A 16613-nucleotide genomic window follows, 5' to 3' on the forward strand; every position below is an offset into this window, starting at 1 on the left:
TGTCTCCTCGAGCGTAGTCGAGAGGTTAATCAGGTCTCGACTGCGCTCGACCAGACATTATAATACTTTCTCTAACAATTCAATATAAATCTTAATGCCTTCTTCAATTTCATTGATATAAATAAACTCGTCTGCACTATGCGATCGCGTACTGTCACCAGGTCCTAATTTTAACGACGGACAGCTCAACACCGCTTGATCTGATAAGGTTGGTGAACCGTAAGTGTTTCTTCCAATTTCAATACCAGCTTTTACCAAAGGATGGTCAATTGGAATAGACGACGAATTTAACTTTGTACTTCGCGGAATAATACTATCACAAGGCGCTTCTTGTTGCAAAATATCCACAATCTCTTGATTAGAATATTTATCGTTCACACGAACATCTACCACCAAATCAACATTCGCTGGAACAGCGTTGTGTTGCTTACCTGCATTAATTTGCGTCACAGTCATTTTTACCTCGCCTAAAGCTTCTGATGTCTTTTTAAACGTATAATTTTTGAACCATTCCAATACTGAAATCGTATTATAGATTGCATTATCATCGTTTGGATGTGCTGCATGACTTGGCGTGCCTTTTACTACAGCATCAAACACAACCAAACCTTTTTCGGCTACCGCTAAATGCATCAAGGTTGGTTCACCTACAATCGCAACATCTACTTTTGGAATAACACTTAACATGCTATTTAAACCATTGTCGCCACTGCTTTCTTCTTCCGCTGAAGCAACAATAACTAAATTGTATTTCAGATTTTTTTGCTCATAGAAATAAGCAAATGTTGCAAGCAAACTTACCAAACAACCACCAGCATCATTGCTGCCTAAACCATACAGTTTTCCATCTTCAACAATCGCTTTAAACGGATCTTTAGTATAACCATTATTTGGTTTTACCGTATCGTGATGCGAGTTTAAAAGCAACGTTGGTTTGGTCTCATCAAAATGTTTATTGATTGCCCAAACGTTATTCATTGTGCGTTGATATGGTATGTTATGAAGCTGAAACCATTGCTCAATAAGTTGTGCAGTTTGATCTTCTTCAGATGAAAACGAAGGTGTTTCTATAAGTTGTTTTAGCAACGAAATGGCTTGTTCTGTTAACGTTGATATCATTTTAAAATGGTTGTGTAGGTTGAATTTTTATCGAAAAGCATCTCTGGTTTTCCAATGCATACTTTTTGTACATTATGATTGACAGCATGCATACAATTATTAATTTTTGGCAGCATACCTTCCGATATAATTTGATTGTCTATCAATTGCTGAACGCTTTTTGAAGTTATTGATTCTATCACTGAATGGTCGTCATTAATGTCTTTTAAAACACCGTTTTTTTCGAAACAGTAATACAATTCTGTTTTGAAAATTTGAGATAAACTAATAGCTAATTCTGATGCAATAGTATCTGCATTGGTGTTTAATAATTGTCCGTTTTTATCATGTGTAATGGCGCAAAACACTGGTGTTGCGTCATTTTCTAAAAGTAATTCTAAAGTTGTTGTATTCACTTGTTTTACATCTCCAACAAAACCGTAATCTATTGTTTTTACAGGTCTTTTGTCTGATACAATTGTGTTGCCATCTGCACCAGAAAACCCGATAGCATTACAGTTATTTGCTTGTAATTGTGCAACTATATTTTTATTGATTTTACCTGCGTAAACCATCGTAATAATATCCAAAGTTTCAGCATCGGTAATACGTCTGCCATCAATCATTTTTACTTCTACTTGCATTTGATTCGCAAGTTTTGTTGCTAATTTTCCGCCACCATGAACTAATAATTTAGGTTCTTCAATCGTAGAAAAATCTTTTAAAAACGCTTGTAATACATCTTCGTTATCGATGATGTTTCCGCCTATTTTTATGACTTTTAGTGTTTTCATCTTAATCCTTCTAAAATCTGCTTTAATACAATTTGAGCTGCAAATGTTCTGTTATTGGCTTGTTTTATGACTACTGAATTTTCACTATCTAAAACTGCATCTTCAACAACAACATTACGTCTTACTGGCAAGCAGTGCATAAATTTAGCATTGCCTAATTTGTCTTGTGTCATCATCCAATTTTCATCTTGATTTAATACCTTTCCGTAGTCATTAAAATTGCTCCAGTTTTTCACATACACAAAATCGGCATCTTTTAAAGCCTCTTTTTGATTGTAATTTATTGGTGTTTGTTTGGTTATCTTTTTGTCTAACTCATAACCTTCAGGATGTGTAATGGTGAGGTCAACCTCTAAATTTTGCATCATTCCTACAAACGAATTCGCCACAGCTTGTGGTAACGCTTTAGGATGTGGTGCCCAAGACAATACAACTTTAGGTTTTGGTTTTTCTGCCAATTCAGTAATCGTAATCGCATCTGCCAAAGCTTGTAATGGATGCGCTGTCGCACTTTCCATGTTAACGATTGGTACTGTAGCATATTTTTCAAAACTTTTTAAAATGTATTCGCTTTGGTCTTTGGCTTTATCTGTTAATGTTGGAAATGCTCTAACCGCAATAATGTCTGCATACTGTGAAATCACTTGAGCTGCTTCTTTAACGTGTTCTGATGTGTTGGCATTCATAACGGTTCCGTCTTCAAACTCTAATTGCCAAGCATCATTTACGTTTAAAACCATAACGTCCATTCCTAAATTCTTTGCTGCTTTTTCTGTACTTAATCTGGTACGTAAGCTGGCATTAAAAAACAACATGACCAAGGTTTTATGTCTTCCTAAATCTTGAAATTCATAAGGATTCATTTTTAATAAAATAGCTTCCTTTATAGTTTCGTTTAGGTTAGAAATGTCTTTTATTTCGGTGTATTTTTTCATGAGTTTAATTCTTTTTTCAGTGCCACAAAAAAGGCATCAATGTGTTTTTTCTGAATGGTTAATGGTGGAAGAATTCGTAAAAGATTAGGGTTTTTGGCGCTTCCTGTAAACATGTGATGTTTGTGAATAAGTTGTTTTCTTAATTCTGAAACAGGAAAATCAAAATCTAACCCTAACATTAATCCACGACCTTTAATACCTTTCAATCTTGGTAATTCTTTAGCTTTTTCAATAAAATAAGCTGAAATATCAATTGCATTTTCAAGCAATTTTTCCTCTTCTATCACTTCTAAAACCGAAAGTGAAGCTGCACAAGCCAAATGATTGCCACCAAAGGTTGTGCCTAACAAACCAAAGCTAGGTTTGATGCTTGGATGAATTAAAATACCACCTATAGGAAAACCATTACCCATTCCTTTTGCGATAGAAATAATATCTGGTGTAATGTTATGCTTTTGAAAAGCGAAAAAATCGCCTGTTCTACCAAAACCAGACTGTACTTCGTCTGCAATTAAAACCGTTTTATATTGTTTGCATAACGTTTCTAAACCTTGATAGAATTCGGTAGTGCTTTCGTCTAATCCGCCAACACCTTGAATACATTCAATGATTACTGCACAAGTTTGGTTTGCTTTCAGAATATTTTCAACTGAAATTAAATCGCCTAACTCTACAAAATTAACATCTTGTTGTGCATTAATTGGTGCTACAATTTTAGGGTTATCGGTTGCTGCAACTGCTGCAGATGTACGACCATGAAACGAATTTTTAAAAGCTAATACTTTACTTTTTCCGTTGTGAAATGATGCTAATTTCAAAGCGTTTTCATTCGCTTCTGCACCAGAATTACACAAGAATAATTGGTAATCTTTGCAACTTGAAAGTGTTTCTAATTTATCAGCTAAAGCGACTTGCAACGGATTTTGAATGGCATTGCTATAAAAACCCAATTTTGACACTTGATTAGAAATTGCCGACACATATCTTGGATGCGAATGCCCAATAGAAATCACTGCATGTCCACCATACAAGTCTAGATATTCGACATTATTTTCGTCGTAAACATAGACGTCTTTAGCCTTTACAGGTGTAATATCAAAAAGTGGATAAACGTTAAACAAACTCATATTTGTTCCTTTTTAATGTTGTTAATTTTATTAAATGACGCGACCATGCCTTGAATTAAAGACGAGCTCAATCCTTTGTGTTCCATTTCGTTTAAGCCTTCAATGGTACAACCTTTTGGTGTAGTGACAAGATCAATTTCTTCTTCTGGATGATTACCATTGGTGATTAATAAATTAGCTGCGCCTTCACACGTATGCATCGCTAATTCTTGGGCTTCTTTTGAGTCAAATCCCAACTGAATTGCCGCTTGTGTCGTCGCTCTAATCAAACGCATCCAAAAGGCAATTCCGCTAGCACAAACTACTGTTGCGGCTTGCATTTGCGCTTCTGGAATTACTAACGAATGTCCCAAACGATTAAAAATAGCTTGAGCAATTTTAATCCGTTTTTCACCTTGTGCATTGCTACATAAACAGGTCATAGATTTGCCAACAGCAATTGCTGTATTTGGCATAGCGCGAATGATAAACTGATCAGTCCCAATTTGTGCTTCAATTTTAGGAATGGTATAACCTGTAATTGTAGAAATTACGACATGCTTCTCGGTTAAAAAAGGTTTAATGTCTTTTAAAATCGATTCGAAATGCGCTGGCTGAACCGCAAAAATCAAAATATCCGATTGTTGTACAGCCAACATATTATCTGTTGTAAGCGTCACGTTTTTATAACCGTCAAATTCTGAAATATTTTCAAGATTTCGTTTGGTTAAATACAATGTCGTAATCGCATTGTTGGTGATTAACCCTTTGGCTATCGATTTCCCTAAATTTCCTGTTCCTATGATTGCTATTTTCATTTGTTTAGTAATTAGTGTTTAGTTGGTAGTGTTTAGTACTCACTCATACTTTTTAAAAATAACTCGCCTTTAATTTTAAACCTGTTGTTTCTTCAAAACCAAACATTAAATTCATGTTTTGCACGGCTTGTCCTGATGCACCTTTTAGTAAATTATCAATTATGCTTGTGACCAATAATTTATCTTCGTGTTTATGTAAATGAAGTATGCAATTATTGGTATTGACTACTTGTTTTAAATGAATATTTTCATTTGAAATCGATGTGAATTTTGTGTCTTTATAATAGTTACTAAACAGCTGTTCGGCATCTTCTAAACTACCATCAAACTTTGTGTAAAGCGTTGCGAAAATTCCTCTTGAAAAATCACCTCGATTTGGCATAAAGTTGATTTGCGAATTGAAATTATCTTGTAACAATTTTACCGACTGATTAATTTCACCTAGATGCTGATGCGTAAAAGGTTTGTAATACGAAAAATTGTTATCTCGCCATGTAAAATGTGTAGTCGCAGAAAGTGAAGTTCCTGCACCTGTTGCACCAGTAACTGCATTTACGTGTACATCTTCGATTAATGATTTTGTATTCGCTAATGGCAATAATGCTAGTTGAATAGCTGTTGCAAAACAACCAGGATTAGCAACATAATCAGCTTGTTTTATGTCTGATTTATTTAATTCAGGTAGACCGTAAACGAATGATTTTCCATTGAAAATCTTATCGTTTTCAAGTCTAAAATCGTTGCTTAAATCTATGATTTTTGTTTTGGTTGAAAACTCGTTTTCACTTAAGAATGCTTTTGAATTTCCATGACCTAAACACAAAAAGACAACATCAACTTTTGGATTGATTTTATTAGAAAATTCTAAATCTTCACTTATCAAATCTTGATGTACTTTACCAATAGAATTACCTGCATTAGAAGTGCTATACACAAAATCTATGTTTACTTCAGGATGATTGATTAATATTCTAACCAACTCGCCTGCTGTGTAACCTGCGCCACCAATTATTCCTGCTTTAATCATAACTCTTGATTTACTTGTTGATAGATTTTGTTTTGATTACCAAAGATTTTAATGAATCCTTTAGCGTCTTCTGCAGTCCAACCTTTGTTTTCTTCTCCGTAACTTCCAAACTTCGCACTCATTAAATCATGTTTTGAAGAAATACCGTCTAATGTGAAATGGTATGGTTTTAAAGTCACAACCACTTCACCAGAAACTTTATCTTGACTACTTTCTAAAAAGGCCTCCATGTTTCGCATTACAGGATCTAAATATTGACCTTCATGTAAATGCATTCCATAAAAATTAGACAGATAATCCTTATGCTGTAATTGCCATTTGGTTAACACATGTTTTTCTAATAAATGATGTGCTTTGATGATGATTAAGGCAGCAGCAGCTTCAAAACCTACACGACCTTTTATACCAACAATAGTATCGCCAACATGAATATCGCGACCAATAGCATAGGCAGATGCTAAATTATTTAAGACTTCAATATTGACTTCTGGACTATTTTCGATTCCGTTTACAGCAACTAATTCACCTTTTAGAAAGGTCAACGTGACTTTTTCAGGATCAGAATGTTTTAATTGTGAAGGATAGGCTTCGCTAGGTAAAGGTTTTTCCGAAGTTAAGGTTTCTGATCCACCAACACTTGTTCCCCAAAGTCCTTTATTGATTGAGTACTTTGCTTTTTCCCAAGACATATCAATACCATTTTCTTTTAGATAATCAATTTCTTCCTGTCTGGTTAATTTTTGATCTCTAATAGGTGTGATAATTTCGATTTCTGGTGCTAAAGTTTGAAAAATCATATCAAAACGCACTTGATCGTTTCCTGCACCAGTACTACCATGAGCAATATATTTAGCATCTATACTTTTAGCATATTTAATAATTTCGATCGCTTGGATAATTCGCTCTGCACTTACCGACAATGGATACGTATTATTTTTAAGGATATTGCCAAAAATTAAATACTTAATTACTTTATTATAATAAGACGCAATAGCATCGATATTTTTGTAAGTAGCAACACCCATTTTATAAGCGTTTGCTTCTATTTTGTTAATTTCTTCTTTTGTAAATCCGCCTGTATTTACACTTGCGGCATGCACATCGTAACCTGCTTTTGATAGGCTAACTGCGCAATAGGATGTATCTAATCCGCCACTGTAGGCGATGACTAATTTTTTACTCATTTTGCTTTTCTTTTTTTAGAAATCTGGTTTGTTTAATGCTTTTTAATCGCGTCCAGACTTTTTTATCGAATTTATGCTCTTGTGTATTTTGTTCTTCTTTTAATGGATCGTATAGCATACCAGTACACAAACACATTTTTTGTTCTGTACGTTGTAAAACGTCATAGTTTTTACAGGTTTGACAACCATTCCAAAAGGTTTGATCATCTGTTAATTCTGAAAACGTCACAGGTTTATAACCTAATTCGCTATTCATTTTCATTACAGCTAAACCTGTTGTGATACTAAATACTTTTGCGTTTGGGAATTTGGTACGCGAATGCTCAAAAATTTTCTTTTTGATTTGTTTAGCCAATCCTATATTTCTGAAATCTGGATGAACAATTAGTCCAGAATTTGCTACAAATTTTCCGTGACTCCATTGTTCTATGTAGCAAAAACCAGCAAATTTATCGCCATCTAAAGCAATGACAGCATTACCATTTTCCATCTTGGTAATGATGTATTCTGGTTTTCGTTTTGCAATACCTGTACCCCTTACTTTTGCAGCTTCGGCAATGGTTTCGCAAATAATTTCAGCATAAACGCTATGCGATTTGTTAGCAATAACAATTTCCATAATACAGACCGTGATAACGGTTATATTTATTAATAAATTCTATTTTTTGTTTTTTTGAGATTCCTATTTTATTAGGAATTGTTTTTTTTTGAAAGAGGAACTGGACACACCTAAAGTTCCGAAAAATTAGACATACCCTTACGGGCGACGTGGAAAACGTCGGCGTACTAAAACATGGTTATTAAGAGTAATAACTTGGTGTTTTAAAAATGATATCTGTAAAGGGTTGTTCAATGTGGTAAAAAATGAAAATGTGTAACTAATTTGCTTGATTTTGAGCATTAGCGACGTCGCTCACGAAGTGTTGAGCGTGTGGGTTGGATTTCCCTATTTCTATTTTTTGTTAAATTCATAGTGCTAAACTATAAATAAATTAAATACGACGGTTTAAAAATTGTTGATTTTAATCAAATTTTATGATTTTGTCAAAATAAGCACTTATAATTGCTTAAAATTTAAAAAATTAGACTAAAAACTGAAATAAATCAGGCTTGTTATTAAGATAGTCGCCATAGAAATTTCTGTTTTTCATTTTAGTGATTAATGGCTCTAAATCTTCTTGAGACTTTAGCTCAATACCAACAACTGCCGAACCAGTATCGCGATTGGATTTTTTTGTATACTCAAAATGTGCAATATCATCGTTTGGACCTAAAATATCTACCACAAATTCTTTTAAAGCTCCAGCACGTTGTGGGAATTTCACAATGAAATAATGCTTCAAATTTGAATACAACAATGCTCGCTCTTTTATTTCAGCAGTACGTGTTATATCATTATTGCTACCACTTATTACACAAACAACATTTTTTCCTTTGATGTCTTCGGTAAACACATCTAAAGCAGCAATACTCAATGCGCCAGCAGGCTCAACTACAATAGCCTCTTTATTGTAAAGCTCTAAAATAGTTTGACAAATTTTCCCTTCAGGAATGGTAATCATATCGTCTAAATTCTGCTTACAAATGTCAAAAGTTTTATCACCTACTTTTTTTACAGCAGCACCATCTACAAAGTTTTCAATGTGTTCGAGTTCTGTATTCTCATTGTTTTTAATTGATGTTGACATTGATGGTGCGCCAGTTGGTTCAACACCAATAATCTTAGTATTAGGGGACAATTGCTTAAAAATAGTTGACAAACCAGAGGCTAATCCACCACCACCAACAGGCACAAAAACATAATCTATAGGTTTTGGCGCTTGATTAAACAATTCCCAACCTACGGTTGCTTGTCCTTCAATAACTTTTTCATCGTTAAATGGATGAATAAAAGCCTTGCCTGTTTCTTGTTGCTCGCGCATAGCAGCATAGTAAGAATCATCAAACGTATCACCTTCTAAAACGACATTAATATAGTCTTCGCCAAACATTTTTACCTGTTCTATTTTTTGGTTTGGTGTTGGCGAAGGCATATAAATTGTACCGTGAATTTTAAGCAATTTGCAAGATAAAGCGACTCCTTGCGCATGATTTCCTGCACTGGCACAAACCACACCATTTTTCACTTCATTTTGAGACAATGAAGCCATTTTATTGTAAGCACCACGAATTTTATACGAACGTACCATTTGCAAATCTTCACGTTTAAACAAGATGTTGCTATCGTACAGTTTTGAATAGTATAAATTTGAGGTTAATGGTGTTTGATTTACTACCGATTTCAATTTATCAGCAGCAGCAATTACCGCTTCTAATGTTGGAAAATATGTGGTTTGTGTATCTTTCATTTGTTGTATTAAGATAAAACAGCTTCGGCTTTTACATCTTCGGTTTTTATCACTTTCATAGCTGTCATTGCTATACGCAAACGCTTACCTACAGTTTCGATAGAGTGACTTCTTATAGCTTCATTTACTTTTATCAATTCAACATTGTCAACATCATTTTTAGTTGCAAATGGTTTCCCGATAACATCGGTTGAAACAGTTTTCATGAAATCCACTAATAAAGGTTTTGCTGCATGATCGAATAAATAGCATCCATATTCGGCAGTATCTGAAATCACACGATTCATTTCGTATAACTTTTTACGAGCAATGGTATTTGCGATCAATGGTAACTCATGAAGCGATTCGTAATACGCAGAATCTTCAATAATCCCAGCGCTAACCATTGTTTCGTAAGCTAACTCAACACCTGCTTTTACAAAGGCTACCATTAATGTTCCGTGATCAAAATAGTCTTGTTCTGAAATAGTTTCAGACGTTAAAGGCGTTTTTTCAAAAGCTGTTTCACCTGTAGCTTCACGCCACGTTAAAAGGTTAATATCATCATTTACCCAATCTTCCATCATGGTTTTAGAAAAATGACCAGAAATGATGTCGTCCATGTGTTTTTGGAACAATGGTGCCATAATCACTTTCAATTCTTCCGAAAGTTTAAATGCTTCAATTTTTGCAGGATTAGACAACCTATCCATCATATTGGTAATACCTCCATGCTTTAAAGCTTCGGTAATAGTTTCCCAACCATATTGAATCAATTTTGCCGCATATTCTGGATCGATACCTTCTTCAACCATTTTATCGAAACACAAAATAGAACCTGTTTGTAACACACCACACAAGATGGTTTGCTCACCCATAAGATCGGATTTTACTTCTGCAACAAAAGAAGACTCTAAAACACCTGCACGATCGCCACCTGTTGCCACTGCATAGGCTTTTGCTTGTGCCAATCCTTTTCCTTGCGGATCATTTTCTGGATGTACTGCGATAAGCGTTGGCACACCAAACCCACGTTTGTATTCCTCACGAACTTCGGTTCCAGGACATTTTGGCGCTACCATAATTACGGTTAAATCTTCACGGACTTGCGTACCTTCTTCAACAATATTAAATCCGTGCGAGTAGCTTAATGTCGCTCCTTTTTTCATTAAAGGCATGACAGCGTTAACCACATTGGTGTGCTGTTTATCTGGCGTGAGGTTAAGCACTAAATCGGCTGTTGGAATTAACTCTTCGTAAGTTCCAACATTGAAACCATTATCGGTTGCTTGCACATACGATTGGCGCTTTTCGGCAATGGCTTGTGGTCTTAAAGCATAAGAAATATCTAATCCAGAATCTCTCATGTTTAAGCCTTGGTTAAGTCCTTGTGCACCGCAACCAACGATTACGATTTTCTTTCCTAGTAAAACTTCAACGCCATCTTCAAATTCTGACGCTTCCATAAATCTACATTTTCCTAATTGTGCTAACTGTTCTCTTAATGATAATGTGTTAAAATAATTTGACATGGTGTGTGTTTTAGTTTTTGAATGCTAGTAGCATTTCTGATATTTTCATTTCGTCTTTGGTTACAGCAATACGTCCTGATCGTACAAATTGCATGATGCCAAAGGGTTTTAATTTTTGATGTAATTCGTCTAATTCTTGTCGTCTTCCTGATTTTTCAAGGACAAAGAATTTCTTGTTTACAGTAACAATATTAGCGTTACTGTCTTTAATAATATTTTGAATTTGACGTTCGTCAAACAACAAATCTGATTTTATTTTGAACAAGCAAGATTCTTGATGAATGGTTTCATCATCCGTATGATAAAACGCTTTAATGACTTCAACTTGCTTTTCTATTTGACCGATGATTTTCTTGATTTGTTCTTCGGTAACTTTTACAACGATTGTCCAACGCGATACGCCTTTTATTTCGGAAACAGAAGACACAATACTTTCAATATTGATATGACGACGCTGAAAAATTGCCGAAATTCGATTTAACAATCCAATATTATTTTCAGTGTAAATAGACACAGTATATATTTGGTTTTCTTGACTCATAATTAACTTAATCTTACATCTGAAACCGAAGCTCCAGTTGGTATCATTGGAAATACGTTATCTTCTTTTTCTACGCAAACTTCTAGGAAGTAAGCTGAATCGCTTGCTATCATTTCTTTAACGGCATCAGCTAATTCTTCTCGTTTTGTGACACGTTTAGCATCTATATGATACCCTTTTGCAATCTGAACAAAATCTGGATTAACCAATTCGGTTGATGCATAACGTCTATCAAAAAACAGTTGTTGCCATTGACGAACCATTCCCAAGAAATCGTTATTTAAAACCACAATTTTCACAGGAACTCGCGTTTGAAAAATAGTGCCTAATTCTTGAATGGTCATTTGGTAGCCACCATCTCCAATTATAGCCACAACTTCACGATTTGGCGCAGCCATTTTTGCTCCAATTGCAGCTGGTAACGCAAATCCCATTGTACCCAAACCACCAGATGTAATGTTGCTTTTAGAAACTTTAAAATCGGCATAACGACAAGCAATCATTTGATGTTGACCAACGTCGCTAACAATAGCTGCTTCGCCTTTGGTTTCGGTATTGATTTGCTTTAAAACTTCACCCATTGTTAAGCCTTCTTTGGTTGGATGCAAATCGTTTTTTATGACTTTTTCAAATTCTACATCATATAGCTTTTTGAACTCATTGTGCCAATTATCATGAGATTTTGCTTCTAAAAGAGGCAACAAAGCCGCTAAACTTGTTTTGGCATCACCTAAAACAGCAATGTCTGTCTTTACGTTTTTATCAACTTCAGCAGGATCAATTTCAAAATGAATAACTTTAGCTTGTTTTGCATAGGTTGCTAAATTTCCTGTAACTCGATCATCGAAACGCATACCAATTGCGATAAGCACATCGCACTCGTTGGTTAGTTTATTAGGTGCATAATTACCATGCATACCAACCATACCAATATTTAAAGGATGTGATGTTGGAATTGCGGAAGCACCTAAAATAGTCCAAGCCGAAGGGATTCCTGCTTTTTCAATGACAGCTTTTAATTCTTCTTCAGCTTCACCCAAAATAACACCTTGCCCCCAAACGATCATTGGTTTTTTCGCACTATTGATTAAGTCAGCAGCAGCTTTTACCTGTTCTGGTTGTGTTTCTGGAACAGGTTTATAACTACGAATTGCTTCGCAAGTTTTATATTCAAAATCGAATTCTTCAAATTGAGCATCTTTAGTAATATCGATTAACACAGGTCCAGGTCTTCCGCTTTTAGCAATATAAAACGCTTTTGCAATCACTTCAGGAATTTCAGACGCTTTTGTGATTTGATGATTCCACTTGGTTACAGGTGTAGAAATACCAATAATATCGGTTTCCTGAAACGCATCACTACCTAATAAATGTGATGCGACTTGACCTGTAATACAAACCATAGGTGTAGAATCTATTTGCGCATCGGCAATACCAGTAATTAAATTGGTAGCGCCAGGACCAGACGTAGCCATTGCTACACCAACTTTTCCCGAAATGCGTGCAAAACCTTGAGCCGCATGTGTTGCTCCTTGCTCATGGCGTGTTAGTACATGATGTAGTTTATCTTGATACTTATATAATTCGTCATAAATTGGCATAATTGCGCCACCTGGATAACCGTAGACCGTATCGACGCCTTCTGCTAATAAACAACGCACCACAGCTTCACTTCCAGAAATGCGTGTTGATGTTACCACTTGTTTTTCGTCTTTTGTGATTATTTGAGTATTCTCCATAGTCTACGTATTTAAAATTCATCTGTTACGCAACCTTGCGCAGCAGATGATACAGTTCTTGCATATTTGTAAAGCACACCTCTATCAAATTTTAATTTTGGTGCTACCCATTGTTCTCTTCGTTTTGCTAATTCTTCTTCAGAAACTTCTAATGAAATGGAATTGGTTTCGGCATCGATGGTTATCATATCACCATCTTTAACCAAAGCGATTGTGCCACCTTCTTGAGCTTCTGGCGCAATATGTCCCACAACAAAACCGTGAGTTCCACCAGAAAAACGACCATCAGTAATTAAAGCGACTTCTTTTCCTAAACCAGCTCCCATTATAGCAGCTGTAGGCTTTAGCATTTCAGGCATTCCTGGACCGCCTTTAGGACCTTCATATCGAATAACAACCACATCGCCTTTCCCTACTTTTCCATCGCGAATACCATCATTTGCAGCATATTCACCTTCAAACACTTTTGCTTTTCCGATAAATTTTAAACCTTCTTTTCCTGTGATTTTAGCCACACTTCCTTCAGTGGCTAAATTTCCATAAAGCATACGTAAATGCCCTGTAGGTTTTATAGGTTCTTCTAGTGGCTTAATAACATCTTGCCCTTCGGTTAAATCATCAACATCCAATAAATTTTCAGCCACAGTTTTTCCAGTAACCGTTAAGCAATCACCATGAAGCAGTCCTTTTTTTAGTAAATATTTCATAACCGCAGGAATACCTCCAACAGCATGAACATCTTCCATAAGATATTTTCCGCTAGGTTTTAAATCGGCTAAAAACGGTGTGGTATCACTTATACGCTGAAAGTCTTCGAGTGTGAATTCTATTTTTGCTGCTCTAGCAATCGCTAAAAAGTGTAAAACGGCATTAGTAGATCCGCCAAGAATCGTTACCAAACGCACCGCATTTTCCAAAGACTTTTTATTGATAATATCTGATGGTTTTATATCTTTTTCCAACAATAACCTAACAGCTTCTCCAGCTTTTACAGCCTCTTCTTTTTTCTCATTCCCAGTTGCAGGGTTGGATGAGTTGAACGGTAAAGCCATACCTAATGCTTCAATAGCCGAAGCCATTGTATTTGCTGTATACATACCACCACAAGCACCAGCTCCTGGACACGCTTTTTGAATAATACTTTTGTACTCGGTTTCTGGTAATGTTCCTGCTACTTTTCCGCCCCAAGCTTCGAAAGCAGAAACGACATCTAATTTTTGTCCGTTGTGACAACCCGAATCAATTGTTCCACCATACACCAAAACGCTAGGTCTGTTTAAACGAATCATTGCTATTAAAGCCCCAGGCATATTTTTATCACAGCCTACGACAGTTACCAAACCATCATAACTCATGGCTTGTACCACTGTTTCCATAGAATCGGCAATAATATCACGAGAAGGTAATGAATAACGCATTCCAGGTGTTCCCATTGAGATTCCATCACTTACACCAATGGTGTTAAAAATCAATCCAACAACATCTTCATTTTGCGTGCCTTGTTTTACCAATTTCGCCAAATCATTCAAATGCATATTACATGGGTTACCTTCATAACCTGTACTTGCAATACCTACAAATGGTTTTTGTAAATCTTCATCATTTAAACCAATGGCATGCAACATGGCTTGTGCTGCAGGTTGAGTTGGATCTTGTGTTACGGTTTTACTGTATTTGTTTAATTTACTCATTATGTTTATTAATCTTCTAACCTTTTGGTTGTTCTAAAGTAATTTTTTGCAACATTCTTTCTTTTTTATTGTAATATTTTCATCTAGACTCAACACTTTTGACAAGTGTTCAAACAACTGAAAATCAGTATTTTAATTTAATGTGATTATGATGTTCAAAATTTAAATTTGATGCATAAAAAAATGCCTTCCGAAAAGAGGAAGGCATTTTTTTATAAAATATTACAACAATACCATTCCTCATCGATGCGAAATAATCACAACGATAATAATAGAAATGATATTAATAATTTGTCTGTTCATTTTTGTCTTATCAAATATGACACGTTTATTTAAAAAAAGCAAATCAAGAATTAAATTCTAGGTAAATCACCATCGCCTTTAAGTGGTAAATCTGATTTTCCCATAAGATATTTATCTACATGATGCGCTGCTTGTCTTCCTTCGGAAATCGCCCAAACTATTAACGACTGACCACGACGCATATCACCAGCTACAAACACATTATTAACATTGGTTTGATAGTTGGTTTCTGGCGCTTTTATATTAGTTCGCATATCGGTTTCTAGCCCAAACTGTTCTACCAAAGTTGTTTCGGAACCTGTAAAACCTAACGCTAAAAGCACCATATCGCAATCCCAATGCTTTTCACTATTAGGAACTTCTCGCAATTGAGGTCTTTGCCCTGGAGTTTTTACCCATTCTACCTCACAAGTTACCAAACCTGTTAAGTTTCCATCGATATCTTTTTTAAATGCTTTTGTTGAAATACTAAACACGCGCTCAACACCTTCTTTATGCGAGGTACTTGTTCGTAAACGCATAGGCCAAAAAGGCCAAGGTTGAGCTTCTGGACGCTCGATAGTTGGCTTACTTAATATTTCAAAATTAGTTACACTAACTGCGCCATGACGATTACTTGTTCCTATGCAGTCACTTCCTGTATCTCCACCACCAATAACAATAACACGCTTTCCTTTTGCAGAAATTTCAGCTTCTTCAAAATTTTCACCACTAACACGTTTGTTATTTTGCTTTAAAAAATCCATAGCTTGATAAACGCCTTTTGCATCAGCTCCTTGAATTGGTAAACCACGACGAACCGTTGCGCCACCACAAAGCACGACAGCATCATGTTCTTTTTTTAATGCACTTGCATCTACATTAACACCAACATGCGCATTGGTTTCAAAAAGAATACCTTCTTCTTTCATAACCTCAACACGACGATCAATGATGTTCTTTTCCATTTTAAAATCTGGAATTCCATAGCGCAATAAGCCTCCTACTTTTGCATCGCGCTCATAAACCGTTACTGAATGACCAGCACGATTAAGCTGTTGCGCAACTGCTAAACCTGCAGGTCCTGAACCAATAACCGCAACTTTTTTTCCTGTTCTAGATTTTGGTGGTTTTGCTGTAATCCATCCATTTTTAAAAGCTTCTTCAACAATGTTTTTTTCAATATTTTCAATAGTTACTGGATCTTCGTTAATTCCAAGCACACAAGCTTCTTCACAAGGTGCTGGACACAAACGCCCTGTAAACTCCGGAAAGTTATTGGTTGCATGTAAAATTTCGGCTGCTTCTTTCCATTTTCCGTTATAAACCTTATCGTTAAAATCTGGTATTAAATTTCCTAAAGGACAACCACTATGACAGAAAGGGATACCACAATCCATACAGCGAGCGCCTTGATTTTCCACTCGACTTTTTGCCATTTTAACAGCAAACTCCTCATAATTTTTTAAACGCTCTTCTACAGGTTTGTAATCTTCAACCTCTCTTTTATATTCTAAAAATCCTGTTACTTTTCCCATG

General features: G+C 35.6%; 14 protein-coding genes. All 14 read right to left on the reverse strand.

The features are described from left to right. Positions 1-57: 57 nt before the first annotated feature. The gene (locus tag ABD011_RS14585) at positions 58-1119 is read right to left on the reverse strand and encodes a M20 family metallo-hydrolase (RefSeq protein WP_343799435.1); all 1062 of its coding nucleotides are present in this window, start codon (positions 1117-1119) and stop codon (positions 58-60) included. Further along, entirely contained in the window at positions 1116-1892 is a 777-nt protein-coding gene (gene argB / locus ABD011_RS14590; RefSeq protein ID WP_343799437.1) for an acetylglutamate kinase, read from the reverse strand. The genes ABD011_RS14585 and argB overlap by 4 nt, the downstream gene beginning before the upstream one ends. Next, positions 1889-2827: an N-acetylornithine carbamoyltransferase gene (locus ABD011_RS14595; protein WP_343799439.1), complete on the reverse strand. Its 939-nt coding sequence runs from the start codon at positions 2825-2827 to the stop codon at positions 1889-1891. The genes argB and ABD011_RS14595 overlap by 4 nt, the downstream gene beginning before the upstream one ends. Further along, positions 2824-3954: an aspartate aminotransferase family protein gene (locus ABD011_RS14600; protein ID WP_343799441.1), complete on the reverse strand. Its 1131-nt coding sequence runs from the start codon at positions 3952-3954 to the stop codon at positions 2824-2826. The genes ABD011_RS14595 and ABD011_RS14600 overlap by 4 nt, the downstream gene beginning before the upstream one ends. Beyond that, entirely contained in the window at positions 3951-4751 is an 801-nt protein-coding gene (proC, locus tag ABD011_RS14605; protein ID WP_343799443.1) for a pyrroline-5-carboxylate reductase, read from the reverse strand. The genes ABD011_RS14600 and proC overlap by 4 nt, the downstream gene beginning before the upstream one ends. Before the next feature lie 52 nt (positions 4752-4803). Further along, positions 4804-5778 carry an N-acetyl-gamma-glutamyl-phosphate reductase gene (gene argC / locus ABD011_RS14610; RefSeq protein WP_343799445.1) on the reverse strand — a complete coding sequence of 325 codons (975 nt, stop codon included), beginning with the start codon at positions 5776-5778 and terminating at the stop codon, positions 4804-4806. Further along, on the reverse strand, positions 5775-6962 hold the full coding sequence (locus tag ABD011_RS14615) for an argininosuccinate synthase (protein ID WP_343799447.1): 1188 nt from the start codon (positions 6960-6962) through the stop codon (positions 5775-5777). Before ABD011_RS14615 ends, argC begins: the two co-directional genes overlap by 4 nt. Beyond that, entirely contained in the window at positions 6955-7581 is a 627-nt protein-coding gene (locus tag ABD011_RS14620; protein WP_343799449.1) for a GNAT family N-acetyltransferase, read from the reverse strand. Before ABD011_RS14620 ends, ABD011_RS14615 begins: the two co-directional genes overlap by 8 nt. 463 nt (positions 7582-8044) lie before the next feature. Further along, a complete protein-coding gene (gene ilvA / locus ABD011_RS14625; RefSeq protein ID WP_343799451.1) occupies positions 8045-9310 on the reverse strand; it encodes a threonine ammonia-lyase IlvA in 1266 nt (421 codons plus the stop codon). An 8-nt stretch (positions 9311-9318) separates the two neighbouring features. After that, positions 9319-10821: a ketol-acid reductoisomerase gene (gene ilvC, locus ABD011_RS14630; protein WP_343799453.1), complete on the reverse strand. Its 1503-nt coding sequence runs from the start codon at positions 10819-10821 to the stop codon at positions 9319-9321. A 10-nt stretch (positions 10822-10831) separates the two neighbouring features. Then, on the reverse strand, positions 10832-11362 hold the full coding sequence (gene ilvN / locus ABD011_RS14635) for an acetolactate synthase small subunit (protein WP_131508904.1): 531 nt from the start codon (positions 11360-11362) through the stop codon (positions 10832-10834). Positions 11363-11364: 2 nt separating this feature from the next. After that, positions 11365-13101 (reverse strand): biosynthetic-type acetolactate synthase large subunit, encoded by a 1737-nt coding sequence (gene ilvB, locus ABD011_RS14640; protein WP_343799455.1) that lies wholly within the window; start codon positions 13099-13101, stop codon positions 11365-11367. Positions 13102-13112: 11 nt separating this feature from the next. Then, entirely contained in the window at positions 13113-14792 is a 1680-nt protein-coding gene (gene ilvD / locus ABD011_RS14645) for a dihydroxy-acid dehydratase (RefSeq protein WP_343799457.1), read from the reverse strand. A 353-nt stretch (positions 14793-15145) separates the two neighbouring features. Beyond that, positions 15146-16612, reverse strand: a complete 1467-nt coding sequence (locus ABD011_RS14650) for a glutamate synthase subunit beta (RefSeq protein ID WP_343799459.1) — start codon at positions 16610-16612, stop codon at positions 15146-15148. Position 16613: the final 1 nt, after the last annotated feature.

This window comes from Gaetbulibacter jejuensis (assembly GCF_039524015.1).
GTDB classification, from domain to species: Bacteria; Bacteroidota; Bacteroidia; order Flavobacteriales; family Flavobacteriaceae; genus Gaetbulibacter_B; species Gaetbulibacter_B jejuensis.